Here is a 24,915-nt window from a genome sequence, read left to right as displayed (position 1 = left end):
TAGTCCATTGGTACATCGCGGCCTGGTCCGCGGGTGCCGCCGCAGACCTCATCTCGGGAGATCATCCATGCGTGGAACGTCACGAGCGGCCGCTGTGCTGGCCTGCTCCGCCCTCGGACTCGGTTGCCTGGTGGCGGCGCCCGCCGCCTCGGCGGGCTCGACCGGCACGGGAGCGGCCCGGCCCCCCGGCGCCCAGGGACGCGACTGTGCGGTCGCGCCGGACGCACCCAAGCGGCAGCTGCGCGGTGACTGGATCGCGAGCGTGGTCAACATCGACTGGCCCTCGCGCCCCGGCCTGAGCGTCGCGGACCAGAAGGCGGAGCTCGAGCAGTGGTACGACGAGGCCGCCGCCCGCGGGTTGAACGCCGTCGTCGTCCAGGTCCGCCCGACCGCCGACACGTTCTGGCCCTCCGACCTCGAGCCCTGGTCGCGCTACCTCACCGGCACCCCCGGCGGTGACCCCGGCTACGACCCCCTGGCCTTCGCCGTCGAGCAGGCGCACGCGCGCAACCTGGAGTTCCACGCCTGGTTCAACCCCTACCGGGTGTCGATGAACACCGACCGGGAGGCGCTGGCACCCGACCACCCGGCGCGGCGGCACCCGGACTGGCTGGTCTCCTACGGCGGGAAGCTCTACTACAACCCGGGGATCCCGGCGGTCCGCCGCCACGTCGAGGACGTGATCCTCGAGGCCACCACGCGCTACGACATCGACGCGGTGCACTTCGACGACTACTTCTACCCCTACCCGGCCGGTGGGGTGGACTTCCCCGACGCCGACACCTACGCGACGTACGGCGACGGCTTCGACACCGTCGGCGACTGGCGCCGCCACAACACCGACCTGCTGGTCTCCGAGCTGGACCAGCAGATCCACGCGGTGAAGCCGTGGGTGAAGTTCGGGGTCAGCCCCTTCGCCGTCTGGCGCAACGCCGGCACCGATCCCGAGGGGTCCGCGACGACCGCGGGAGCGGAGACCTACGACGACCTCTACGCCGACACGCGCGGTTGGGTCCGCAAGGGTTGGCTGGACTACATCGCCCCGCAGGTCTACTGGAACATCGGCTTCGCGCCGGCCGACTACGCGAAGCTGGTGCCCTGGTGGGCCGAGCAGGTCGAGGGCACCGACGCGCAGCTCTACATCGGCCAGGCCACCTACAAGGTCGGCACCTCGACGCAGTCGCCGGCCTGGGCCGACCCGGAGGAGATGACCCGGCACTTGACCTTCAACCGGGACTTCCCGCAGGTGCAGGGCGACATCTACTTCTCCGCCAAGGACGTGCGCGCCAACCGTCTCGGCCACATGGACCTCGTCCAGGCCGACCACTACGCCCACCCGGCCCTGATCCCGGTGACCCAGGGCGTGCCGGGCCGAGCGCCGCGACCGGTCGGAGCCGTCGCCGCGGAGCGGACCCCCGACGGCATCCGGCTGACCTGGGACGGCGACGACGCCGCCTACGCGATCTACCGGGTGTCGGGGCGCAGTGCGGACCTGTGCGACACCGCCGACGCCGAGCACCTGCTGGGTTGGTTCCGGGCCGATTCGGAGGGGGACCAGGCGTACCTCGACGAGGCGGCTCCGTCCGACGGGGTGACCTACTACGTCACCGCGCTGGACCGGGCCTACCGGGAGAGCGTCCCGCGCCGCATCGAGGTGCGATGAGCGGCGCACCTGTCGGGCGGTTCGTTTGTGGCCGCGTGGCTGCGTGCTGTACCAATGGCCCGTGAGCAACGCCGCCACCCGGCCCGGGACGCCGAAGCAGCAGCAGGTGCGGGCGCGCCTGGAGCAGCTGATCGCGGGCCTGGCGCCGGGCGAGCCGCTTCCGGTCGAGCGCGACCTGGCCCGCGACCTCGGCGTGGCCCGGATGACCCTGCGCCGCGCGGTGGACTCGCTGGTGGAGGAGTCGCGGCTGATCCGGCGGCAGGGGTCGGGGACGTTCGTCTCCGCCGGCAAGCTGACCCAGCGCCTCGCGGCCACCTCGTTCTCGGCCGACATGCGCGCCCGGGGGATGGAGCCGGGCAGCAGGACGTTGCTGACGCGCCGGTTCGCCGCCGGGATGATGCTGTCCTCGCTGCTCGACGTGCCGCCCCGCACCGAGGTGGTGCACATCCGCCGGCTCCGGCTGGCCGACGGGCTGCCGATGGCGGTGGAGGACCTGCATGTGCCGAGCACGGTAGCCCCCGGGCTGACCGGCGCCGACCTGGACGGCACATCGTTCTACGACCTGCTCGCGGGCAGGTACCACAACCCGGTCGTCTCGGGCACCCAGACCGCGGAGCCGGCCCTGGTCGGGGCGGAGGACGCCGAGCTGCTCGGGGTCGAGGCCGGCGCGCCGGTGTTCCTGTTCGAGCGGACCTCACGGGTCGCGACGGGCGAGGTGGCCGAGTTCGTCCGCTCGCTCTACCGCGGTGACCGCTACCGGATCGTCGCCGACATCTTCCCGCCCGAGCCCGCCGCCGGGTGAGCCCAGCGGGCCGGCTCCTCGACCAGGTCGGCGCCCGAGGCGACGCGCCGGCGTGTGAGTCTTGACGGCGACCCTCTCCCTGTGGAATGAATGGCAGACCAAAGGTCTAGGCCGATGGTCTCGGTGGCGGCTGACTCGGCGGTCCCGTTTCGACCAGCATCAGGGAAGGACAGCAATGAAGTGGAATCGCGTGGCGGTCGGGCTGGCCGCACTCGCCGTCCTGGCGCCGCTCTCCGCCTGCGGGAGCGACGCCTCGGGGTCGTCCGCAGGGTCGGAGTTCGACCAGGCCGGGAGCGGCGAGGTCTCCGGCGAGGGCGAGGAGCTGAGCCTCTGGATCATGGAGGGCACCAACCCGAATGCAGAGCCCTACGTCGAGGACCTGAAGGCAGCCTTCGAGGACAAGACCGGCGCCACGCTGGACGTGCAGTTCGTGCCCTGGGCCGAGGCGCACGACAAGTTCGTGAACGCGATCGCGGGCGACACCACCCCTGACGTCGCCGAGATCGGCACCACGTGGACCCCGGAGTTCGCCGCCGCGGGCGCGCTGATGGACCTCAGCGGACCGGTCGAGAAGGCCGGCCTCGAGGAGCAGCTGGTCCCGGGCCTGGTGCAGGCGGGCACCGTCGACGATGGGCTCTACGGGATGCCGTGGTACGCCGGCGTCCGGTCCTTCGTCTACCGCACCGACGTGTTCGACCAGGCAGGCGTGACGCCGCCGACCAGCTGGGACGAGCTGGTCGCCGCGGGGGAGAAGCTGAAGAAGGCGAACCCCGACATGGTCACCCTCCCGGTGCCCGGCGACAGCGAGTACGGCGTCTACCCGTTCATCTGGGGTGCCGGCGGCCGGATCGCCGAGCAGGACGGCGACAGCTGGACCAGCACGATCGACTCCCCCGAGGCGCAGGAGGGCATCGAGTTCTACACCGACCTCGCCCTCGAGCACGGCTTCTCCACCCCGGCCGCGACCACCTGGGACGAAGCCGATCTCTCCGACGCCTTCGCCCGCGGTGACGTGGCGATGATGATCTCCGGCAGCTGGACCCCGCGGGCCCTCGTCGAGGCGAACCCCGACCTGAAGGGCAAGATCGGCGCCTTCCCGATCCCCGGGCAGGACGGCGGGATCTCCCCGTCGTTCCTGGGCGGTTCGCACCTCGGCGTCTTCCAGGGCACCGAGAACCCCGACCTCGCGTTCGCCCTGGTCGAGACCATGGCGACCGGCGACCTCGCCGCCGAGTGGGGCGAGCAGTCCGGCTTCTTCCCGGGCACCAAGAAGCTGCTCGAGCAGGTGCAGGCCGAGGAAGACCCGGTCGTCGCGCCCTTCGCCCAGCAGATGGTCGAGGGCGGTGCCAGCCTCCCGGTCACCCCGCTCTACGGCCAGGTCCAGGGCAAGAAGACCGTCGCCGCGATGCTGCAGTCGATCCTGTCCGGGGACGCCTCGGTGCAGGAGGCGACCGAGCAGGCGGCGAAGGAGATGGACGCCATCTTCGCGGCCGGGAGCTGAGCCGGCCCGATGACGTCGACGATCGCGTCCGTCCCGCCGGCCGACGAGGAGCGCCGCACCGGCGCCCGTCGGCCGGCGGGGCCCGGTCCCCGGCGCGGGACGGGCCTCACCCCCCGCTGGCTGCCGTGGCTGCTGCTGGCCCCGGCCCTCGCCGTGCTCGGCGGGCTGCTGCTCTACCCGCTCTACCGGGTCCTGGTGCTGTCGCTGCAGGACTTCGGCCTCCGGCAGCTGGTCACCGGGGAGAGCCAGTGGGTCGGGTTGGACAACTTCGCCGAGCTGCTCACCGACCCGCTGCTGTGGAAGGTGGCGTTGCCGAACACGGTCGTGTTCGCCGTGGTCAACGTGGTCCTCACGGTGGGGCTGGGCACGCTCGTCGCGCTCCTCCTGGCCCGGGTCGGCGTCTGGACCCGTGGCGTGCTGACCAGCGCGATCATGGTGGCCTGGGCGATGCCGGCGGTCACCGGCACCTACGTGTGGGTGCTCCTGTTCGACCCGCGCAGCGGCATGGTGATGCGCGGACTGAGCACGCTCGGTCTGGTCGACCCCGACACCACCAACTGGTTCACCGAACGGCTGCCCTTCTACGCGATCGCCACCCTCAACGTCGTGCACCACGGGTTCCCGTTCGTGGCGGTGACCGTGCTCGCGGCACTCATGACGCTGCCGCAGGAGCTGATGGAGGCCGCCGAGCTCGACGGCGCCGGTGCGTGGCGGCGGTTCTGGTCGGTCACCGTGCCGCTGCTCAAGCCGGTGTTCGCAGTGGTGACGATCCTGTCGACGATCTGGGACTTCAAGGTGTTCACGCAGATCTACCTGATGCCGGGAGGCTCCGGCACCAACCGGGACGTGCTCAACCTCGGCACCTGGTCCTACATCACCGCCATCTCCCAGAACAGGTACGGGCTCGGCGCCGCCATCGCGGTCCTGCTCACGGCCCTGCTGCTGGTGATCACCGCGGTGTACCTGCGGACGCTGTTCCGTCAGGAGGAGCTGTGAGCCAGCTGACCGCGCCCCAGACGCTCACTCCCCAGCCACCGTCTGGGCGCCGTGCTGCCCCGAGGCGGGGTCGACGCCGCGGCGGGTCGCGGGTCCTGGTCGCCCTGGGCTGCGCGGCCGTGCTGGCGTTCAGCCTGTTCCCGGTGCTGGTGATGCTGACCACCGCGGTCGATGCGCGCGCCAACGACGGCTCCACCTCGCTGCTGCCGACCGACCTGACCTGGGACAACTTCCGCTTCGTGCTCGACGAGGGCGGGTTCACGACCTATCTCGTCAACTCGCTGTTCGTCGCGCTGTCCACGGTGGTGGTCAGCAGCCTGCTGGCGCTGCTCGCGGCTGTCGCGGTGGCCCGCTTCGTCTTCCGGTTCCGCACGGCGCTGCTGGTGATGGTGCTGGTCATCCAGATGGTGCCGATGGAGGCGCTGGTGATCCCGCTGTTCATCCAGGCCAAGAACCTCGGCATGCTCAACCACCTGCTCGGCCTGGTGATCGTCTACGTGGCGTTCTCGCTGCCGTTCGCGATCTGGATGATGCGCGGCTTCGCGGCGGCGATCCCCAAGGAGGTCGAGGAGGCGGCGTACGTCGACGGCGCGTCCTGGCCACGGATGTTCTGGTCGGTGCTGCTGCCGCTGTGCGCCCCCGGCCTGGTCGCCACCAGCGTGTTCTCCTTCATCACCGCCTGGAACGAGTTCGTCTTCGCGATCACCTTCATGAACGACCAGGACTCCTACACCGTGGCCGCCGGCCTGCGGCAGTTCTTCACCCAGTACGGCACCGACTGGGGTGCGGTGATGGCCGGCTCCACCCTGATCACGCTGCCGGTGATGATCTTCTTCATCCTGGTGCAGCGCCGGCTGAGCTCCGGGCTGGTCGCGGGCGCGGTGAAGGGATGACCGCGCTGGAACGCCTGGCCGCCTCGGTGCTGCTGCCCGGCTTCTCATCGGCGTCCGCCCCCGACTGGCTGCTGGACTGGCTGGACCGTGGGCTGGCCGGCGTCTGCCTGTTCGGGCAGAACGTGGTCGACCCCGCGCAGCTGCGCAGACTCACCGACGAGCTGCACGCGCGACGGGCCGGGGTGCTGGTCGCCTCCGACGAGGAGGGCGGCACCGTCACCCGGATGGAGTCGGCCACCGGCTCGTCGTGGCCGGGCCACGGCACGCTCGGCGCGCTCGACGACCCGCGGACGACGTACGACGTGGCGCGGGGTCTCGGCGCGGCCGCCCGGGCCGCCGGGATCGACGTGGTCGCGGCCCCCGTCGTCGACGTGGCCTCCGAGCCGGACAACCCCGTGATCGGGGTGCGCTCGTTCGGCGCCGACCCCGCCCTGGTGGCGCGGCACGGCGCGCAGTTCGTCGAGGGCCTGCAGGCGGCGGGAGTGGCCGCCTGCGCGAAGCACTTCCCCGGGCACGGCGCGACACGCACCGACTCCCACGTCGCGCTGCCGGTGATCGAGGTCGACGAGGCCACCTGGCGGCGCCGCGACCTGCCGCCGTTCACGGCCGCGGTCGGGGCCGGCACCCGCTGCGTGATGACCGCGCACGTCGTCCTCACGGCGCTCGACGCGGTCCCTGCCACGATGAGTGCACCTGTGCTGCGGCTGCTGCGTGAGGAGCTCGACTACGACGGCGTGATCGTCAGCGACGCGCTGGACATGAGGGCGATCTCGCACGGCGTCGGCCGGGCCGAGGGGGCGGTGCGGGCGCTCGAGGCGGGCGTCGACCTGCTCTGCATCGGCAACCCCGACTTCCCCGACCCCTACGACGACGAGGCCGCCGTCGAGGAGGTGGTCGCCGCCGTGGTCGCGGCCGTGGCGGGAGGCAGGCTGACCCGCGAGCGGCTCGAGGAGGCGTCCGGCCGCGTCGCGGCGCTCGGCGCCTGGGCCGCGCAGCAGGCCGGCCGACCCCGCACCCCCCAGCCCGCGGACCTCGGGGTCTCCGCTGCCCGTTGCGCGCTGCAGGTGCGCGGCGAGGTCGGCGTACGCGACGACGCCGTCGTCCTGGTGCCGCGCACCGCGGTCGGCTTCGCCGCCGGCCGGCGGGAGTCCGCGCTGGTCGCCGAGCTCACGGCCAGGCGGCCGTCGTGGCCGGTGGTCGCCGACGCCGACGCGACGCGGGCCCGCGGGGTCGCCGCGGACGGGCGCCGGGTCGTGGTGGTCGTCGACGGTCGGCTCGACGCGGAGGCGGTCGACACCGTGCGCGCGGTGCTCGACGAGCGCCCCGACAGCGTCGTGGTGTACGGCGGCCCGGCCGGCGCGTCGGATCCCGGCGACCACACCGTGCACACCCACGGGGGTGGCCGCGCCACCGCGCGAGCCGCCGCCGACCTGATCCTCGAGGAGACCCGATGAACCCCCTGGCCGGCGTGGACCTGGGCAAGACCGGCTGCCGGGTCCTGGTCCAGGAGGCCGACGCACCCCGCCCGCCCGTCGAGGGCCCGGGCGCGCCGGGTCTGGCCGAGGCCGGCGGGGTCGACGCCGCGTTCGAGGCGGTCTCGGCCGTCCTCGCCCGGGCGCTGCCCGACCCGGCGGTGCTCGCCGCTCTGGTGGTCGGCGCGGCCGGTGCGGAGGCCGCGCCGGACGCCACCGCTGCGCTGGCCGAGCGCCTGGGCGAGTGGCTGCCCGGGGCCACGATCGCGGTCACCTCGGACTCGGTGACCGCGCACGCCGGCGCCCTGACCGGACGGCCCGGCACGGTGCTCGCGGTGGGCACCGGGTCGGTCGCGCTCGGGCTCTCCGCGGACGGTGGCCTGCGCCAGGTCGACGGGTGGGGACCGTGGCTCGGCGACGAGGGCAGCGGCGCGTGGATCGGCCGGCAGGGGCTACGAGCCGCGCTGCGCCGGCTCGACGGCCGCGGCACCGACACCACCCTCGCGCACGCCGCAGCGGAGCGCTTCGGCGACCTGCGGCTGCTGCCCCGCACGGTGGCGGCGGGCGGGGCGCCGGCCCGGACGCTGGCCTCCTTCGCCCCCGACGTGCTCGCGGCCGCGGACGCCGGCGACGCGTTGGCGGTCGGCATCGTCGAGGACGCGGCATCCGCCTGGGCGGACCTCGTCGTCGCGGCCGCACAGCCTTCCGGGACCCCCGTTCCGGTCTGCGTCGTCGGCGGGCTGGCGGCCGCGCCGCTGCTCGTGCAGCGGTGGGGTGCGCTGCTGCCCGCGCACTGCGAGGTGGTGCCCGCGCAGGGCACCTCGCTCGACGGTGCGCTGCTGCTCGCCGGCCGTGACGACCTGCCGCACGAGTCCCGGCTGCTGCGGCGGCCGGCCCGGGCCGGCACCGGCAGCACCGCCAACACCGGCACCGCGACCGGCACCGCCACCCATACCGCGACCGGCGCCGCCACCCACACCGCCACCCAGACCGCGACCGGCGCCGCCACCCACACGGCGACCGGCATCCCCGGTACCCCCGGCAGCACCTCGGCCGCCGACGTCGACGTGGACCTGCTCGCGACCGAGCAGGTCCGCCGCGACCTCGACGACCTCGACCAGCGCCCCCCGGCGGCGGTGGTCGCCGAGCTGCTGGCCGCCGAGGCGACGGTGCCGGCCGCGGTCGCCGCCGCTGCCGACGCGCTGGCCGAGGCGATCACCCTGGCGACCGCGACGCTCGACGCCGGCGGCCGGATCGTCTACGTCGGCGCGGGCACCCCCGGCCGCCTCGCCGCCCTCGACGCCGCCGAGTGCCCGCCGACCTTCGGCACCTCGCCGGACCAGGTGGTCGCGGTGCTCGCCGGCGGGGGAGAGGCTTCGGCCCGCGCGGTCGAGGGTGCCGAGGACGACGCCGCCGCCGGGTCCCGCGACGTCGCCGCCCTCGGGCTCGCCCCGCAGGACCTCGTGGTCGGGATCAGCGCGTCCGGCCGGACGCCGTACGTCCTGGCAGCGCTGGCCCATGCCCGTGCCGCGGGCTGCCGCACGGTGGCGATCGTGAACAACCCGGGCAGCCCGGCTGCCGCGGCCGCCGACGTGCCCGTCGAGCTGCTCACCGGCCCGGAGGTGCTCTCCGGCTCGACGCGGCTGAAGGCCGGCACCGCCCAGAAGGTGGCCCTCAACGTGCTCTCGACGGGGGCGATGGTCGGGCACGGCAAGACCTACGGCGCCTGGATGGTCGACGTGACCGCCTCCAACGAGAAGCTGCGCCGCCGCGCCCGCCGGATGCTGCGCGAGGCCACCGGGGTCGACGACGAGCGTGCCGCCGAGGTGCTCGAGCAGTCCGGCTGGCGCACCAAGACCGCCCTGGTGGCGCTGCTGGGCGAGGTGGACGTCGACCGGGCCCGGGTGCTGCTCGACGCGGCCGGTGGCCGGGCCCGGGCTTCGCTCGCGGCCGCTCGGGGGAGCGCCCGTGATCGTGCTGTCCGTCGCCTCCGGCACCTCCGCCGACGGCCTCGACGTCACGGCCGTGGAGGTCGAGCCGGCCGCCGACGACCTGAGCGTCGAGGTCCTCGACTCGGCGAGCGTCGGGTGGCCGGAGGGCCTCGCCGACCGGCTGCTCGCCGTGCTCCCGCCGGCCACCACCACCGCCGCCGAGCTCTGCGCGCTCGACAACGAGGTCGGCCGGGCGATCGGTGCGGCAGCGGCGACGGCCGCCGACCGGGTCGAAGCCCTGACCGGCCGCCGACCCGACCTGGTCGTCTCGCCCGGACAGACCGTGCACCACGAGGTGCGCGACGGCGTCTGCCTCGGCACCCTGCAGGTCGGCCAGCCGGCGTGGGTGGTCGAAGCCACCGGGCTGCCCGTGGTCTCCGACCTGCGTGCCCGCGACGTCACCGCCGGCGGTCACGGCGCCCCGCTCGTCGGCCGCTTCGACGAGCTGTGGCTGCGCGACCTCGCCGACCGGCACGGGCCGGTGGCCGCGCTCAACCTCGGCGGCATCGCCAACGTCAGCGTGCTCGCCCCCGGTCGACCGCTGCTCGCCTGGGACACCGGCCCGGCCAACTGCCTGCTCGACGTGGCCGCCGCCCGGGCCTCCGGCGGCGCGCTGCGCTGCGACCTCGACGGTGCGATGGCCCGGCGCGGGAAGGTCTCGGCGCCGCTGCTCGAGCGGCTCCTCGCCCACCCGCACTTCGGCGCGACGCCGCCGGTGTCCACCGGGCGCGAGACCTTCTCCGCGACCTGGCTCGACTCCGTCCTCACCGCGTCCGGGCCGGTGTCCTCCGACGACCTGCTGGCCACGCTGACCGAGCTCACCGCCCGCACCGTCGCGGCGGCTCTGGAGCCGTTCGCGGTCACCGAGGTGGTGGCCTCCGGCGGCGGGGTCCGCAACCCCGCCCTCTGGGACGCGCTCGTGCGGCATCTCGGGCCCGCGCGAGTGCGTCCCAGCGACGACCTCGGCCTGCCCGCCCACGCCAAGGAAGGCGTGATGTGGGCCGTCCTGGGGTTCCTGACGTGGCACGGCGTCGCCGGGGCGTCCCCGGCCACCGGCGCCCCGGTGTCCCGCGTGCTCGGCCGGATCAGTCCGGGGGACCACCCCCTGCGTCTCCCGGAGCCGGCGGCACAAGGACCCGGTGCGCTCCGGGTCTCGACGAGGAAGGTGCACTGATGACGACCAGAAGACTCGGGGTGTCGGCCGCCCTCGTCGAGGGGGTCCTGACGCCCGGTGACGTGGAGATCGAGGACGACGAGATCACCAGGGTCGGGCTCGCTCCGGCGGCCGGGGGGCGTCTCGCGGCGCCCGGCTTCGTGGACCTGCAGGTCAACGGCTTCGCCGGGGTCGACGTGATGGGCGCCGACGAGGACGGGATCGCCCACGTCTCACGGCGCCTGGCCGCCCACGGGGTCACGTCCTGGCTGCCCACCTTGATCACCGCCTCCCCGGCCGAGACCGACCGGGCGCTCGACGTGCTGGCCGGGGTCCTCGCCGGTCCCGGCGACCCGGCCGGCTCCCGGCCCCTCGGGGTGCACCTGGAGGGGCCGTTCCTCTCCGCGCGCCGGCTCGGCACCCACGCCGCGGAGCACCGGCGCGATCCCGACCCCGAGCTGCTGCGGCGGTGGCGGGACCGGGCCCCGGTCGTCGCGGTCACGCTGGCCCCCGAGCTGCCCGGCGCCCTGGACCTGGTCCGTGACCTGAGCGCCGCCGGGGTCCTGGTCTCGCTCGGCCACTCCGATGCGACCGCGGCCCAGGCGCACGCCGGCTTCGCCGCCGGGGCGCGCACCGTCACCCACCTCTTCAACGCGATGAGCCCGCTGCACCACCGCGAGCCCGGCCTGCCCGGGGCGGCGCTGGCCCGGCCCGACGTGGTCCTCCAGCTGGTCATCGACGGGCACCACCTCGCCGACGACGCCGTCCGGGTCGCCTGGGCCGCCGGTCGCGGCCGGGTGGTGATGGTGACCGACGCCACCGCGGCGGCTGCTCTCGACGACGGCACCTACGCGCTGGCCGGCCTCCCGGTCGAGGTGCGTGGCGGCGCCGTGCGCAACGGGCAGGGGGCCCTCGCCGGGTCCGCGCTCACCCTGGACGCCGCCGTCCGCAACGCCTGCGCGCTGGGCGCCGATCCCGTCGAGGCACTGGTCGCGGTGACCGAGGCCCCGGCCCGGCTGCTCGGTCGGGACGACATCGGGCGGCTCCGTCCTTCGGCGCGTGCGGACGTGGTCGTGCTCGACGCCGAGGACCTGACGGTCGTGCAGACCCTCCTCGGAGGCATCCCCGTGGAAGCCGACCTCGTGGGAGCAGCCGGATGACCCGGCTCGAGGACGAGATGCACGAGCAACCCGAGGCGGCGGCCCGGCTGCTCACCCAGGCGTGGCCGCTCCTCGACGAGCTGGCCGCCGTGGTCCGCGGGCCGGGCACGGCGGGGGTCGTGATCGTCGCTCGCGGCACCTCCGACAACGCCGCCCGCTACGCGCAGTACCTCTGGGGGCTGCGGCACGGGCTGCCGGTCGCGCTCGCCACGCCCAGCCTGGTCAGCGTCTACGGCCGGCGCCTCGAGCTGCGCCACCACTCGGTGGTGGCGATCTCCCAGTCCGGCTCCTCGCCCGACATCGTCCGCTTCGTCGAGACCGCCAGAGCCGACGGCAGGCCCACCCTGGCGGTGACCAACGAGGCCGGGTCCGAGCTCGCCGCCGCGGCCGGGCACGTGCTGGCCCTGGCTGCCGAGCCGGAGAGGTCGGTGGCGGCGACCAAGACCTACACCACCTCGCTGCTCGCGGTGGCGCTGCTCTCGCACGCGCTGGCCGGTCGGGACCCCTCCGAGGCCGCGGAGGTCAGGCGGGTGCCCGAGGCGCTGCACGCAGCCGTCGACGGGACGAGGGGCGTGGACGCGGCGGCACGTCTGCTGTCGACGTACGACCGCGCCGTCTGTGTCGGTCGGGGGGTGAACCTGGCCACCGCCCACGAGACAGCGCTGAAGCTCACCGAGCTGACCGGCACCCTGGTGATGCCGTTCTCGCCGGCCGACCTCCTGCACGGGCCGATCGCCGCGGTCGGCCCCGACGCGCCCGCCGTCCTCATCGCCCCCGACGAGCCGGCGAGCGCCAGCGTTCTCGGTCTGCTCCCTGAGCTGCGGCGCCGCGGCGCCCCGGTCATCGTGGTGGGCGACGCCTCGGCCCGGCCCGTGGTCGAAGCCTCCGGACCGGTGGGGCAGGAAGCCGGACCCGGTGGCCCGCCGGCGCCGGTGCTGCTCGTCGAGCTTCCTCCGGAGGCTGCGCTGCCCGGCTGGCTGACCCCGATCACCGCCGTCGTCGCCGGCCAGCTGCTGGCGCGTCGGGTCGCGGAGCTGCGCGGCGTCGACCTGGACCACCCCGGCGAGCTCACCAAGGTGACCCGCACCTGGTGAAGGCTCGCGCCCGCTCGCGCCCGGCGTGCCCGGGGCACCCGCGCCGACGGGGCCGGGTAGGGGTTGGGAGACTGGCGCGGTGAGAGTCGGACTGACCGGGGGAGTGGCCTCGGGGAAGAGCACCGCGGCGGCGATCCTGCGCGAGCTGGGGGCGGTGGTGGTCGACGCGGACGTCCTGGCGCGTGAGGTGGTGGCGCCGGGCACCGACGGGCTGCGCCGCGTCGTCGCCGAGTTCGGGTCCGGGGTGCTGACCGCCGACGGCGAGCTGGACCGGCCGGCGGTGGGGGCGCTGGTCTTCGCCGACCCCGACGCCCGGAGGCGGCTGGAGGCCATCATCCACCCGCTGGTGCGGGCCCGGGCCGCCGAGATCGAGGCGCAGGCCCCGGCGGGTGCCGTGGTGGTCCACGACATCCCGCTGCTCACCGAGACCGGTCAGGCCGGCGGCTTCGACGCCGTCCTGGTGGTCGACGTGCCCGAGGAGACCCAGGTGCGACGGATGGTCGCGGACCGCGGCATGTCGCCCGAGGACGCCGGGGCCCGGATCGCGGCACAGGCCACGCGGGCGCAGCGTCGGGAGGTGGCGACGTACGTCCTGGACAACACCGGGACGCGCGAAGACCTCCGCGACAGGGTCACGGAGGTCTTCGGCGAGCTGGTACGACGGGCCGGCTGACCGGTCAGGCGGCCAGGTCGGGATCGGCCAGCGTGCGGAGCTTCTGCAGCGCCTCCCGCTCGAGCTGGCGCACCCGCTCGGCGGAGATGCCGTGCTTGGCGCCGATGTCGGCGAGCTTGTGCTGACGACCGTCGGCCAGGCCGTAGCGCGACCGGATGATGTCGGCCGCCCGGTCGTCGAGGAGCTCGACCAGGGTGCTCAGCCGGTCCCGCGACTCGACGTCGAGGAAGGTGCTGTCCGGTCCCGGAGCGGTCTCCTGGGCGATGAGGTCGCCCAGCGAGGTATCGCCGTTCTCGTCCACCGGGGTGTCGAGGCTGACGTGCTCACGGCCCCAGCTCATCAGGTCCAGCACCCGGTCGAAGTCCATGCCCAGCTCCTGGGCGATCTCCTCCGGCTCCGGGTCCCGGCCGAGCTGGCGCTCGAGGGTACGGCGTGCCGCACCGACCTGGTTCAGCTCCTCGACGACGTGCACCGGCAGCCGCACCACGCGGGCCTGCTGCGCGATGCCGCGGGTGATCGCCTGGCGGACCCACCAGGTGGCGTAGGTGGAGAACTTGAAACCCTTGCGGTAGTCGAACTTCTCGACCGCACGGATCAGGCCGGTGTTGCCCTCCTGGACCAGGTCCAGCATCGGCATCTGGCTCCGGCCGTACTTGCGGGCGATGGAGACCACGAGCCGCAGGTTGGCCTCGATGAACTGCTGGACGGCGCGCTCGCCCTCCTCGACCAGCCACTCCAGCTCTTCCTGGGTGGCGTACTTCGGCGCACCACCCTTGCGGCGACCGACCCGACCCTCGTCGAGCAGGTGCTGGGCGAGCAGCCCGGCCTCGATGGCCTTGCTCAGCTCGACCTCGGTGACGGCGTCAAGCAGCGGAGTACGCGCGATCTCGTCGAGGTACATGCCGACGCTGTCGCGTCCCTCGATCTCGCGTGTGTGCGTGCGACTCGTTGCCACGTGCGCTCCCTTCCTCGTTGCCGGGGGATGTACCCACCGGTAGTCCCCGGTACTCGTTCCAACGGATGGGAGCGGACCGGGATTCCCGAAGAGCCCCTGACTTCCCGAACCCTTCGCCTGTAGGACGTCTGACGTCTGCCACAAGTTGCCGGACGGGCACGATCTCAGGGACTTCTCAGCCTCCGACAGGGATTCGCGCGACCGAGGCCTCCGGATTGCCCGCGAGGGCGACGAGAACCCGGAGGGACGCGGCGCTCAGGCGCGGCCCAGCCGGTCGAGGATCCACGCGAGGCTGAACGCCCGGTCCCGCCACGCGTTGTAGCGGCCGCTGACGCCGCCGTGGCCGGCCGACATCTCGATCTTGAGCAGCACGTCCTCGGGGTTCAGCGCGGTCGCCCGGAGCCGGGCCACCCACTTGGCCGGCTCGACGTAGAGCACCCGGGTGTCGTTGAGCGAGGTCTCGGCCAGGATCGGCGGGTAGCGCTTGGCCTCCACGTTCTCGTAGGGGCTGTAGGACTTCATGTAGGCGTAGACCTCGGGGTCCTCGAGCGGGTTGCCCCACTCCTCCCACTCGATCACGGTCAGCGGCAGCGTCGGGTCGAGGATGCTGGTCAGCGGGTCGACGAACGCGACGTCGGCGACGATGCCGGCGAAGGCCTCGGGAGCAAGGTTCGCCACCGCGCCCATCAGCAGGCCGCCGGCGCTGCCCCCCTCGGCGACCAGCCGGTCCGCCGCGGTCCAGCCCTCGTCGGCGAGGTGCCGGGCACAGGCCACGAAGTCGGTGAAGGTGTTGCGCTTGTGCAGCATCTTCCCCTCGTCGTACCACTGCCGGCCCATCTCGCCGCCGCCGCGCACGTGCGCGATCGCGAAGCCGACGCCGCGGTCGAGCAGGCTCAGCCGGGAGATCGTGAAGTACGGGTCCATCGAGTCCTCGTAGGAGCCGTAGCCGTAGAGCAGCACCGGCATTGTGCCGTCCCTAGGGGCGTCCGTGGGGCAGACCATCGAGATCGGGACGCGGACGCCGTCGTCGGCGGTGGCCCACAGCCGGTGCTGCTCGTAGCGGTCGGGGTCGAAGTCGCCGAGGACCGGGGTCTGCTTGAGCAGCCGCAGCTCGCGGCTGGCGACGTCGTAGTCGTAGACCGCCGGCGGGGTCGCCATCGTGGTGTAGCCCAGCCGCACGGTGGGCTGGTGGAACTCCGGGTTGCTGCCCGCGCCGACGGTGTAGACCGGCTCGTCGAACGGGATCAGGTAGTCCTCGCCGAGCCCCTCCTCGGTCAGCTCGATGATCCGCAGCTGGGTGAGGCCGTCGCTGCGCTGGCTGATCACCAGGTGGCCGGCGAAGGCGTCGACGTCCTCGAGCCGCACGGCCGGGTCGTGGGGGATCAGCGGCTCCCACTGGTCCGCGGAGGTCGCGTCCCACGGCGCCCGGGAGACCTGGTAGTTGAGCGCGTCCTCGTTGTGCAGCACCAGCAGGCAGTCCTCGCCGCCGATCACGGCGTGCACGACGCCGTACTCCACGCCCTGCCGGCGCGGGGCGACCACCCGGAACTCGCCGGTCGGGTCGTCGGCGTCCAGGACGCGGTACTCGGTGGTGGTCTTCGAGCCCGAGCCGATCACCAGCAGCCGGTCGCTGCGGCTGCGTCCGATCGAGGTCCAGAACCGCTCGTCGGCCTCGTGGTGGACCAGTACGTCGTCGGCGACCGGCGTGCCGAGCCGGTGCCGCCACACCTTGTCGGGGCGCCAGGAGTCGTCGACGGTGGTGTAGAACAGCGTCGTGCCGGCGTGGTCCCACACCGCCGGGCCGAGGATGTTGGGGATCTCGTCGGCCAGCAGGGTGCCCGTGCCCAGGTCCTTGACCTTCAGCGTGAACCGCTCGTTGCCGACGGTGTCGGTGGAGTAGGCGAGCAGGGAGCCGTCCGGGCTGACCGAGGCGGTGCCGAGCGAGAAGAAGTCGTGGCCCGCGGCGAGCTCGTTGACGTCGAGCAGCACCTCCTCGCCCGGCACGTCGACCCCGGCGCTGAGTCGCGGCGGGGTCCAGTCGTCAGGGCCCTGCGCGGGGCAGCGACAGCTCAGGCCGTACTGCTGGCCCTCGACCGTGCGGCTGTAGTACCAGTAGCGGCCGATCCGGGCCGGCACCGAGAGATCGGTCTCCTGGGTGCGGCTGCGGATCTCCTCGAAGATCCGCTCCCGCAGGCCGGCCAGGTGCCCCGTGCGTGCCTCGGTGTAGGCGTTCTCGGCCTCCAGGTAGGCGAGGACCTCGGGGTCGTCCTTGCTCCGCAGCCACTCGTACTCGTCGATGACCGTGTCGCCGTGGAAGGTGCGCGTCGCCGGCACGGTCCGGGCCACCGGCGGCTCCGGACGGCGTACGTCGTCGGGGCCGGCGCCGGGGGAGGCGGAGCGCTCGGTGCGCTCGGTGCGGTCGGTGCTGTCGGGCTGGTCGGGAAGCGCAGGCGTCACGGGCATGGGCTGAAACTATCCGAGGCCCCCGCAGCACTGGGTGCAGGACGCCTCCCGGAGCGGGCACGGACCGTCCGCACGGCGGGGCCGCCTCGCCGGCGGGCGTGCACCGCGGACGTCGGGTTATCCACAGGCGGTGCACATTCCTGTGGACAACAACCGTCGCGCTGTGGACCTGGCCCGCTCTCCTGGGGACGACGCGGGACCTGGCCCGCTCTCCCGGGGACGACGCGCCGGTCGCACCAGCGCGGCTCTCACTCGGGTTCTGCACCGCCCCGCTGATCGGCACCGGCAGCGGCACCGGCACCTTCGGCGTCGGCGTCGGCGACGGCGTCGTCGGGTGGCGCGACCCGGCGCGGGCGCAGCGCCGGGTCGTCGGCGCGGAACGTCCGCACCGGCCCGGGCCCGGTCTCGGCGGTCTCGAACCGGACCGTCACCCGACCGATGCCCGAGCCCCAGACCCAGCCGGCGCCGTGCTCGGCGTGCTCGACGTCCATCCCCGGGGACCACTGCCGTGAGCGGGTCACCCGGTCGAGGTCCACCGCCGGCAGCGGCGCGGTGTCCGGCTCCGGGTCCTCGGTCTCGAACAGGTCCTCCTGGATCCAGTCGGCCAGGCCGGAGACCCCGACGCCGAGCAGCCGGACCCCTCCGGAGGTGTCCACCTCGGTGAGGAGCGTGCGGGCCAGCCGGGCGACCACCCGGGTGGAGTCCGTGGGGGCCGGCAAGGTGGCGGAGCGGGTATGGGTGCTGAAGTCGTGCAACCGGATCTTGACCGTCACGGTCCGGCCGGAGAGCCGCGCCTTGCGCAGCCGCTCGGTCACCTTGGTCGCCTGGCGCTCCAGCAGGCCCTCCAGCAGCCGACGGTCCACCAGGTCGGTGTCGTAGGTGTCCTCGGCGCTCACCGACTTCGCCTCGCGCTCGGCGACGACGGCGCGGTCGTCCTGGGCCCGGGCCAGGTGGAACAGCGAGGTCCCGTGCGCCTGGCCGAGCTGCCGGACGAGCTCCTCGACGGAGAGCTGTTCGAGCTCGGCCACGGTCCGCACGCCGACCCGCCGCAGCCGCTCGGCGGTGGCGGGGCCGACGCCCGGGATCACGCCGACCTTCATCGGCCGGAGCAGGTCCCGCTCGGTGCCGGGCGGGACCACCACCAGGCCGTCCGGCTTCTCCAGGTCGCTGGCGATCTTGGCGACCAGCTTCGAGGAGGCCACGCCGATCGAGCCGCACAGGCCGCCGGTGACCTCGGCGACGTCGGCCTTCAGCTGCTCGGCGACCCGGGTGACGCCGGCCACCGACCGGTCGTCCAGGTCGGCGGCGGCGAGGTCGACGAACGCCTCGTCCAGCGAGAGCGGCTCCACGAGCGGCGAGAGCCGGCGCAGCAGCGCCATCACCTGGGCGCTGCTGGCGCGGTAGGCGTCGAAGCGGCCGGTGAGGAAGGCGGCGTGCGGGCACCGGGACCGCGCCTCCGCGCTCGACATCGCCGACCGGACGCCGTACACCCGCGCCTCGTACGACGCGGTGGCCACCACGCCACGTCCGCCGACACCACCGACGATCACCGGCTTGCCCCGCAACGACGGCTTGTCCCGCTGCTCGACCGCGGCGAAGAACGCGTCGAGGTCGACGTGGAGGATCGTCGCTTCGGCACGCACGCCCCCATCATGCCGGGCGGCACCTCCACGGACGCGCAGCCCACGACCGCCTGAGCGGACTCTGCGGTCGTGGCCGCGCCGGGAAGTGTCCACAGCGGCGCGGACCCGGACACCGTCCCCAGCCGGATGCGGCGACACCGCGCCCGGGGGCGGCCCGGCGGAGGCTTCCGTGCATGACCGAGACCACCATCCTGCGGGCCAAGAGCCCCACCGACCTGCTCGCCTGCGTCCCCATGCTGCTCGGGTTCCATCCCGAGCGCTCGGTGGTGATGCTCAGCACCGGACCGGCCCGGGTGCCGATCCACGCCAGGGTCGACCTGCCCGCCGACGCCGCAGCCGACGAGGAGATCGAGGACCTCGCCGAGGAGCTCGCCGGCGTCGCCTACGCCAACGGGGTCCTGACCGTGGCTGTGCTGCTCTACACCGACGACGAGCTGCTCGCGCACGCGGTCGGCACCCGGCTGGCCCGTCATCTCGGCGTCGCGCGGGTCGAGCTGCTCACGGTGGTCCGCGCCGACGGGGCCCGGTGGTTCCAGCACGACGAGGACGGCTCCCTCCTCCCCGGACACGGCACCGCCTACGACCTCGCCACGCACCCGTTCACGGTGCAGGCCCTGGTCCGGGGCCGGGTGGTGCACCCGAGCCGCGCCGCGCTGCGCGACTCGCTCGCCCCGACCCACCCGGAAACGCTGGAGCAGGTCCGCCGGGAGGCCGCGGCGCACGAGGACCGGCTCTCCGCCGCGGCCCGGCGACCACCCGGGTCGCCGGCCCCTGCGCGCCTGCGCGAGCACCTGGTGGCGGAGGGGCGCTGGGTGCAGCGACGCGTCCGCCGCTTCGTCGACGACCGGGAGAGCCTCTCCGCCGCCGACACCGGTCGGCTGCTGACGGCGTTGCGCACCATCGAGATCCGCGATGTCGCCTGGGCCGAGATCACGCATGAGTCGGTCGACAGGCACGTCGACCTGTGGCGAGACGTCGTCCGGCACAGCCCGCGCGAGCTGCTGGCCGCCCCGGCCGCGCTGCTCGCCTTCGCTGCCTGGATCTCCGGTGACGGCGCCCTCGCCTGGTGCGCGGTCGACCGGTGCCACGAGGCCGACCCGGGCTACAGCATGGCCGGGCTTGTCACGCAGACACTCGCCGCCGCGGTGCCCCCGCGCTCGTGGCGTCCGTTGGACCCGGGTGGGCTGAGCCTGTTCGCGGACTGAGGCGTTCCTGGGATTCGGACCCCCCTGGGCCTAGGCTGCGCCCATGGGTGAAGAGGTCGTCCAGCAGGAGTTCTCCCGCGAGGACCGCACGCGCTACCGCGAGAAGGTCCGGCGCTGCCTGGACGTCTTCGCCCGGATGCTCCGGGAGTCGCGCTTCGACGCCGACTACCCGATGACCGGGCTGGAGATCGAGCTCAACCTCGTCGACGGCGCCGGCGATCCCGCGTTGAAGAACCACGAGGTGCTCGCGGCGATCGCCGACCCGGACTTCCAGACCGAGCTCGGCCAGTTCAACCTCGAGATCAACGTGCCCCCCAAGCAGCTGAAGGACCGCGGCTTCGCCGAGTTCGAGGAGGGCGTGCGCGCCAGCCTCAACGACGCCGAGGAGAAGGCCGAGCGGCTCGGTGCGCACATGGTGATGATCGGCATCCTGCCGACGCTGTCGGCCGGCCACATGAGTCCCGACTCGTTGAGCTCCAACCCGCGCTACCAGCTGCTCAGCGACCAGATCCTGGCGGCCCGGGGCGAGGACATCGTCATCGACATCGGCGGCCCAGAGCGGCTCCGCACCACCGCCGACTCGATCGTCCCCGAGGCGGCCTGCACGAGCACCCAGCTCCACCTCCAGGTCAGCCCCGAGGACTTCCCGTCCTACTGGAACGCCTCCCAGGCGGTCGTCGGTGTCCAGCTCGCGCTCGGCGCCAACTCGCCGTTCCTGCTGGGGCGCGAGCTGTGGCGTGAGACCCGGATCGCCCTCTTCGAGCAGGCGACCGACACCCGCAGCGAGGAGCTCAAGGCGCAGGGGGTCCGGCCCCGGGTGTGGTTCGGCGAGCGCTGGATCACCTCGATCTTCGACCTCTTCGAGGAGAACGTCCGCTACTTCCCGGCGCTGCTGCCGATCCTGGACGAGCAGGATCCGCTCGAGGCCCTCGAGGCGGGCCGCACCCCGAGCCTGGCCGAGCTCCGGCTGCACAACGGCACCATCTACCGCTGGAACCGGCCCGTGTACGACGTGGTCGAGAACACCCCGCACCTCCGCGTGGAGAACCGCGTGCTGCCGGCCGGCCCCACGGTGGTGGACACGATGGCCAACGCCGCCTTCTACTACGGACTCGTGCGCACGCTGGCCGAGCACGAGCGACCCCTGTGGTCGCAGATGTCCTTCAGCGCGGCCGAGGAGAACTTCCATGTGGCCGCCCGCGACGGGATCGAGGCCAACGTCTACTGGCCCGGGCTCGGACAGGTCCCCGCCACCGAGCTCGTGCTGCGCCGGCTGCTGCCGATGGCGCGTGCCGGCCTCGAGTCGTGGGGCGTCAGCCTCGAGGAGTCCGATCGTCTGCTCGGGATCATCGAGCAGCGCTGCCTGACCGGTCAGAACGGCGCTTCGTGGTTCGTCGAGCGGTTCCACCAGCGCTCCGGCTCGGGCGACTCGGACCGACTGGCCGCGCTCCGCGGGACGCTCAACGAGTATCGCGAGCACATGGCGGACAACGCGCCGGTGCACACCTGGGAGTAGCCACCGGCTCGACGCCCTGGCGTGGGACGACGAGGTGGCGAGCGGCCGAGGGTCGCTCAGATCCGCAGCCGGCGCCAGGTCCGGGACTCGCCCGAGCGCACGTCCCGCCAGCCGTAGCGGGTAACCGCGTAGAACGCCTCGAGCTCGATCCCGTGCATCGACAGGGCGCTCGTGGTGGCTGCACACCACTCCCGGTCGGACTCGTAGTCCTCGGGCGCTCCCGGCCGCACCAACCAGCCGACCCGCGGCGGCTCGGTGGCGAGGGACACCAGCCGGGAGACGATCTCCATGCGCAAGGCCGCGTCGAGCACGGGCAGGTCCTGGGCTCGTAGGACGAAGCTCTCGTGGGGTCCGCCGAGGGTGCCCAGGCAGATGCTCGGGTCGAACACGCGACGGGTCTCGCGACGGCGCAGCTCGCCGACGGTGCGGCGCAGCACGGCGCACGTCAGCTCCGGAACAGCCATGGCTCCTACCCTGCCGCGTCTCACGCCACGCCGTCGCCGCTCGTCCACAGGTGGCGCCGCACGCCCCGGTGTGGATAACGTCGGGCAGCACCTGCGCCCTGGCAGGGGAAATCGAGGAGGACCGGTCAATGGGGACCATCGTGGTCGGCTACGTGCCGAAGTCCGAGGGACGCGCTGCGCTGCGCCGTGCCGCCGAGGAGGCCCAGCTGCGCAAGATGCGGCTGGTGGTGGTCAACTCCCACCGGGGTGGCCGCGAGTTCGACCGCGACGACGCCATCGAGTCCGAGAGCCAGCTCGAGGAGGTCCGCTCGATGCTGAACGCCGCGGGCGTCGAGCACGAGGTGCGCCAGCTGGTCCGCGGGCTGGACCCGGCCGACGACCTGGTCAACGTGGCCAACGAGGTGAACGCCGACATCATCGTGATCGGCCTGCGTCGCCGTTCGCCGGTCGGCAAGCTGATCCTCGGCAGCAATGCCCAGCGGGTGCTGCTCGACGCTCCGTGCCCGGTCCTCGCCGTCAAGGCGACCGAGGACTGACCAGCCGTGGCCGCGCTGAGATGGAGTGGTCGTTCCGGCCGATGAAAGCCGCCGACCTGCCGGAGCTCGTCGCCGTCCAGGAGCGCGCGGCCGTCGTCGCCCTGTCGAACATCTCATCCGACCCTCCTGGAGTACCAGCTCGACCGCCGCGATCCGCGCACGGCAGGATGAGACCCATGGGCTTCCACATCACCGGCGATCCCGCCGCCGACAAGGTTCTGGACGAGTCTTCCTTCGCGCTGCTCGCGGCGATGATGCTCGACCAGCAGTTCCCGATGGAGCGTGCCTTCGCCGGCCCGGCGAAGGTGCTGGAGCGGTTCGGGTCAATCGATCCGGCCGACATCGCTGCCGCCGACCCCGAGGAGTTCGCGGCGCTGTGCGCGACGCCACCGGCGGTGCACCGGTTCCCGGGATCTATGGCGGCCCGCCTGCAGGAGCTGGCCGCCCTCGTCACCGAGGAGTACGGCGGCCGCACGGAGCGGCTGTGGGAGGAGGCGACCACCGGCCGCGAGCTGCTGCGCCGGGTGCAGGCCCTTCCCGGCTTCGGCAAGCAGAAGGCGCAGATCTTCGTGGCGCTGCTCGCCAAGCAGCTCGGAGTGCGTCCCGACGGCTGGGAGACGGCCGCGGGGAGCTACTCGGAGGACGGCTGCTACCGGTCGGTGGCCGACGTGGTCGACGTCGTCTCGCTCGAGAAGGTGCGCTCCTTCAAGAAGGAGCAGAAGGCCGCCGCTCGCTCCTGACGGGGCGCGCGAACCGTCCCCACTCGCCCCTGTGCGACGGGGTGCGCCTTTGGACAGGTGGGTAAACGTGTCACAATGAAGAGAGCGGCTCTTGACGACACCGGGCTTTGCCGCGCCCGACAATCGCTGTACGAGAGGTAGTTCGTGTCGACGAGCGCGTCCCGCAAGCTCCCCGCAGATGTCCTGGCACACCCCGACATCGAAGCGTTGGTCGACCGAGGCCGAGCCTCCGGGCACGTGACGGCAGACGCGTTGCGGTCCGCCACGGACGCCGCCGTGCACACCCCGGCGCACCTGAAGGCGCTGCTGCGCCATCTCAGTGAGGAGGGCATCTCGGTCGTGGTCTCTGCAGAGGACAGCAAGAGCAAGAAGCGTGTTGCGGCTGCCGCCACCGGTCGTACGACCGTGAAGGCGGCCACCAAGGCGGCCAAGGCCCCGGCCAAGAAGGCACCCGCGAAGAAGGCCGAACCGGCCGAGGCCACCGAGCCCGCCGCGAAGAAGGCCCCCGCCAAGCGGGCCGCCGCGAAGAAGGCCGCTCCCGAGACCGTCGACGGCGTCGCGGTCGCGGCGGCGCTGGTCGTCGGCCCCGACGGCAAGAAGGTCCTGCCCGACGTCCCGGACGAGGAGTTCGAGAAGGACCTCGCGGTGGACCCGTCGCTGAAGGAGGACGAGAAGGAGGCCGCGAACGCCGGCTTCGTCGTCTCCTCCACCGACGAGTCCGACGAGCCCGAGCAGCAGGTGATGGTCGCCGGCGCGACCGCCGACCCGGTCAAGGACTACCTCAAGCAGATCGGCAAGGTCCCGCTGCTCAACGCCGAGATGGAGGTCGAGCTCGCCAAGCGCATCGAGGCCGGCCTGTTCTCGGAGGAGAAGCTCGCCAAGGGCGGCAAGATCTCCGCGAAGATCCTCGACGAGCTCGAGTGGATCGCCGAGGACGGCCGCCGCGCCAAGAACCACCTGCTCGAGGCCAACCTGCGGCTGGTGGTCTCGCTGGCCAAGCGCTACACCGGACGCGGCATGCTCTTCCTGGACCTGATCCAGGAGGGCAACCTCGGTCTGATCCGTGCGGTCGAGAAGTTCGACTACACCAAGGGCTACAAGTTCTCCACCTACGCCACCTGGTGGATCCGCCAGGCGATCACCCGGGCGATGGCCGACCAGGCCCGCACCATCCGGATCCCGGTCCACATGGTCGAGGTGATCAACAAGCTCGCCCGCGTGCAGCGGCAGATGCTCCAGGACCTGGGGCGCGAGCCCACTCCGGAGGAGCTCGCCAAGGAGCTCGACATGACCCCGGAGAAGGTCATCGAGGTCCAGAAGTACGGCCGCGAGCCGATCTCCCTGCACACGCCCCTCGGCGAGGACGGCGACTCGGAGTTCGGCGACCTGATCGAGGACTCCGAGGCGATCGTGCCCGCGGACGCGGTGTCGTTCACGCTGCTGCAGGAGCAGCTCCACGCGGTGCTCGACACCCTGTCGGAGCGCGAGGCCGGCGTGGTGTCGATGCGGTTCGGGCTGACCGACGGCCAGCCGAAGACGCTGGACGAGATCGGCAAGGTCTACGGCGTGACCCGCGAGCGGATCCGGCAGATCGAGTCCAAGACCATGTCGAAGCTGCGTCACCCGTCCCGCTCCCAGGTCCTGCGCGACTACCTGGACTGAGGCCGGCGGTCCCTCAGCGGTCCGCCTCTGCCTTGGCGGCCAGCAGGGTGGGGTGCGTGCCGGCGTACGTCCGGCGCTCGTCGCCGGGGTCCAGGAACTCCAGCCGCCACCCGGTGTAGACCGACGTGATCCGCCACTGACGGCCGTGCTTGCCGGTGCCGGTCAGGACGCCGACCTCGTCGACGAAGTCGATCGCGGATGCGTCGGGAGGTCCGGCGGCGGGGCCGGGAGTGCGGCCGGGGGTGCGGGGCCGTTCGTTCGCTGTCATCTTTGCCTGCCTGGCTCAGCGACGGTCCGATGCGTCGGTGAAGATGAATCTACTCCTTCGTGTGC

General features: G+C 73.2%; 20 protein-coding genes and 2 pseudogenes. 17 read left to right on the top strand and 5 right to left on the bottom strand.

Annotated elements, in window-relative coordinates; translation table 11 throughout:
• Positions 1 to 67 precede the first annotated feature (67 nt).
• The 11 genes and pseudogenes from H9L09_RS00505 to coaE all read left to right on the top strand — a co-directional run bounded on the left by H9L09_RS00505 (position 68) and on the right by coaE (position 13,398).
• Positions 68 to 1,663: a glycoside hydrolase family 10-like protein gene (locus tag H9L09_RS00505; protein ID WP_187578867.1), complete on the top strand. Its 1,596-nt coding sequence runs from the start codon at positions 68 to 70 to the stop codon at positions 1,661 to 1,663.
• 61 nt (positions 1,664 to 1,724) lie between these two features.
• Entirely contained in the window at positions 1,725 to 2,465 is a 741-nt protein-coding gene (locus H9L09_RS00500) for a GntR family transcriptional regulator (RefSeq protein WP_223164163.1), read from the top strand.
• 175 nt (positions 2,466 to 2,640) lie between these two features.
• The gene (locus tag H9L09_RS00495) at positions 2,641 to 3,966 is read left to right on the top strand and encodes a sugar ABC transporter substrate-binding protein (protein ID WP_187578866.1); all 1,326 of its coding nucleotides are present in this window, start codon (positions 2,641 to 2,643) and stop codon (positions 3,964 to 3,966) included.
• Positions 3,967 to 3,975: 9 nt separating this feature from the next.
• Positions 3,976 to 4,962, top strand: a complete 987-nt coding sequence (locus H9L09_RS00490) for a carbohydrate ABC transporter permease (protein WP_187578865.1) — start codon at positions 3,976 to 3,978, stop codon at positions 4,960 to 4,962.
• Entirely contained in the window at positions 4,959 to 5,855 is an 897-nt protein-coding gene (locus tag H9L09_RS00485; RefSeq protein WP_223164162.1) for a carbohydrate ABC transporter permease, read from the top strand. The genes H9L09_RS00490 and H9L09_RS00485 overlap by 4 nt, the downstream gene beginning before the upstream one ends.
• The gene (locus H9L09_RS00480; protein WP_187578864.1) at positions 5,852 to 7,309 is read left to right on the top strand and encodes a glycoside hydrolase family 3 N-terminal domain-containing protein; all 1,458 of its coding nucleotides are present in this window, start codon (positions 5,852 to 5,854) and stop codon (positions 7,307 to 7,309) included. Before H9L09_RS00485 ends, H9L09_RS00480 begins: the two co-directional genes overlap by 4 nt.
• Positions 7,306 to 9,222 (top strand): annotated as a pseudogene (locus tag H9L09_RS21800) (N-acetylmuramic acid 6-phosphate etherase); the annotation flags it as partial. The gene H9L09_RS00480 and the pseudogene H9L09_RS21800, both read left to right, overlap by 4 nt.
• Before the next feature lie 73 nt (positions 9,223 to 9,295).
• On the top strand, positions 9,296 to 10,492 hold the full coding sequence (locus tag H9L09_RS21795) for an anhydro-N-acetylmuramic acid kinase (RefSeq protein WP_246456574.1): 1,197 nt from the start codon (positions 9,296 to 9,298) through the stop codon (positions 10,490 to 10,492).
• Complete coding sequence (gene nagA, locus H9L09_RS21790) at positions 10,492 to 11,631, top strand: N-acetylglucosamine-6-phosphate deacetylase (RefSeq protein WP_187580575.1); 1,140 nt, start codon at positions 10,492 to 10,494, stop codon at positions 11,629 to 11,631. Before H9L09_RS21795 ends, nagA begins: the two co-directional genes overlap by 1 nt.
• Positions 11,628 to 12,725 carry an SIS domain-containing protein gene (locus H9L09_RS00455; RefSeq protein WP_187578863.1) on the top strand — a complete coding sequence of 366 codons (1,098 nt, stop codon included), beginning with the start codon at positions 11,628 to 11,630 and terminating at the stop codon, positions 12,723 to 12,725. The genes nagA and H9L09_RS00455 overlap by 4 nt, the downstream gene beginning before the upstream one ends.
• A gap of 79 nt (positions 12,726 to 12,804) precedes the next feature.
• The gene (coaE, locus tag H9L09_RS00450; protein ID WP_187578862.1) at positions 12,805 to 13,398 is read left to right on the top strand and encodes a dephospho-CoA kinase; all 594 of its coding nucleotides are present in this window, start codon (positions 12,805 to 12,807) and stop codon (positions 13,396 to 13,398) included.
• A 4-nt stretch (positions 13,399 to 13,402) separates the two neighbouring features.
• Here coaE and H9L09_RS00445 read toward each other — a convergent pair whose 3' ends face one another.
• From H9L09_RS00445 to H9L09_RS00435, 3 genes are all read right to left on the bottom strand, one after another.
• Entirely contained in the window at positions 13,403 to 14,299 is an 897-nt protein-coding gene (locus H9L09_RS00445; RefSeq protein ID WP_187580574.1) for a sigma-70 family RNA polymerase sigma factor, read from the bottom strand.
• A gap of 309 nt (positions 14,300 to 14,608) precedes the next feature.
• Positions 14,609 to 16,816 carry a S9 family peptidase gene (locus H9L09_RS00440; RefSeq protein ID WP_187578861.1) on the bottom strand — a complete coding sequence of 736 codons (2,208 nt, stop codon included), beginning with the start codon at positions 16,814 to 16,816 and terminating at the stop codon, positions 14,609 to 14,611.
• Between the two features lie 248 nt (positions 16,817 to 17,064).
• Positions 17,065 to 18,459, bottom strand: a complete 1,395-nt coding sequence (locus H9L09_RS00435; RefSeq protein ID WP_187578860.1) for a DNA polymerase IV — start codon at positions 18,457 to 18,459, stop codon at positions 17,065 to 17,067.
• 173 nt (positions 18,460 to 18,632) lie between these two features.
• Between H9L09_RS00435 and H9L09_RS00430 the strand changes: the two genes are divergently transcribed.
• Both H9L09_RS00430 and H9L09_RS00425 read left to right on the top strand, forming a co-directional pair.
• The gene (locus H9L09_RS00430) at positions 18,633 to 19,664 is read left to right on the top strand and encodes a DUF4192 domain-containing protein (protein WP_187578859.1); all 1,032 of its coding nucleotides are present in this window, start codon (positions 18,633 to 18,635) and stop codon (positions 19,662 to 19,664) included.
• Positions 19,665 to 19,707: 43 nt separating this feature from the next.
• Positions 19,708 to 21,180 carry a glutamate-cysteine ligase family protein gene (locus tag H9L09_RS00425; RefSeq protein ID WP_187578858.1) on the top strand — a complete coding sequence of 491 codons (1,473 nt, stop codon included), beginning with the start codon at positions 19,708 to 19,710 and terminating at the stop codon, positions 21,178 to 21,180.
• A 56-nt stretch (positions 21,181 to 21,236) separates the two neighbouring features.
• Here the strand turns inward: H9L09_RS00425 and H9L09_RS00420 are convergent, their stop codons facing one another.
• A complete protein-coding gene (locus H9L09_RS00420; protein ID WP_187578857.1) occupies positions 21,237 to 21,644 on the bottom strand; it encodes a hypothetical protein in 408 nt (135 codons plus the stop codon).
• A 128-nt stretch (positions 21,645 to 21,772) separates the two neighbouring features.
• Between H9L09_RS00420 and H9L09_RS00415 the strand changes: the two genes are divergently transcribed.
• The 4 genes and pseudogenes from H9L09_RS00415 (at position 21,773) to H9L09_RS00405 (ending at position 24,582) form a co-directional block, all read left to right on the top strand.
• Complete coding sequence (locus H9L09_RS00415; RefSeq protein ID WP_187578856.1) at positions 21,773 to 22,180, top strand: universal stress protein; 408 nt, start codon at positions 21,773 to 21,775, stop codon at positions 22,178 to 22,180.
• Between the two features lie 176 nt (positions 22,181 to 22,356).
• Positions 22,357 to 22,920 carry an HhH-GPD-type base excision DNA repair protein gene (locus H9L09_RS00410; protein ID WP_187578855.1) on the top strand — a complete coding sequence of 188 codons (564 nt, stop codon included), beginning with the start codon at positions 22,357 to 22,359 and terminating at the stop codon, positions 22,918 to 22,920.
• Between the two features lie 144 nt (positions 22,921 to 23,064).
• Positions 23,065 to 23,241 (top strand): annotated as a pseudogene (locus tag H9L09_RS22870) (RNA polymerase sigma factor); the annotation flags it as partial.
• 18 nt (positions 23,242 to 23,259) lie between these two features.
• Positions 23,260 to 24,582 (top strand): RNA polymerase sigma factor, encoded by a 1,323-nt coding sequence (locus H9L09_RS00405; RefSeq protein ID WP_425491736.1) that lies wholly within the window; start codon positions 23,260 to 23,262, stop codon positions 24,580 to 24,582.
• 13 nt (positions 24,583 to 24,595) lie between these two features.
• Here the strand turns inward: H9L09_RS00405 and H9L09_RS00400 are convergent, their stop codons facing one another.
• Positions 24,596 to 24,850: a hypothetical protein gene (locus tag H9L09_RS00400; protein WP_187578854.1), complete on the bottom strand. Its 255-nt coding sequence runs from the start codon at positions 24,848 to 24,850 to the stop codon at positions 24,596 to 24,598.
• Positions 24,851 to 24,915: the final 65 nt, after the last annotated feature.

It is taken from the genome of Nocardioides mesophilus (genome assembly GCF_014395785.1).
In the GTDB taxonomy this organism is placed as follows: domain Bacteria; phylum Actinomycetota; class Actinomycetes; order Propionibacteriales; family Nocardioidaceae; genus Nocardioides_B; species Nocardioides_B mesophilus.
This window is presented reverse-complemented; position numbering and strand designations above follow the sequence as displayed.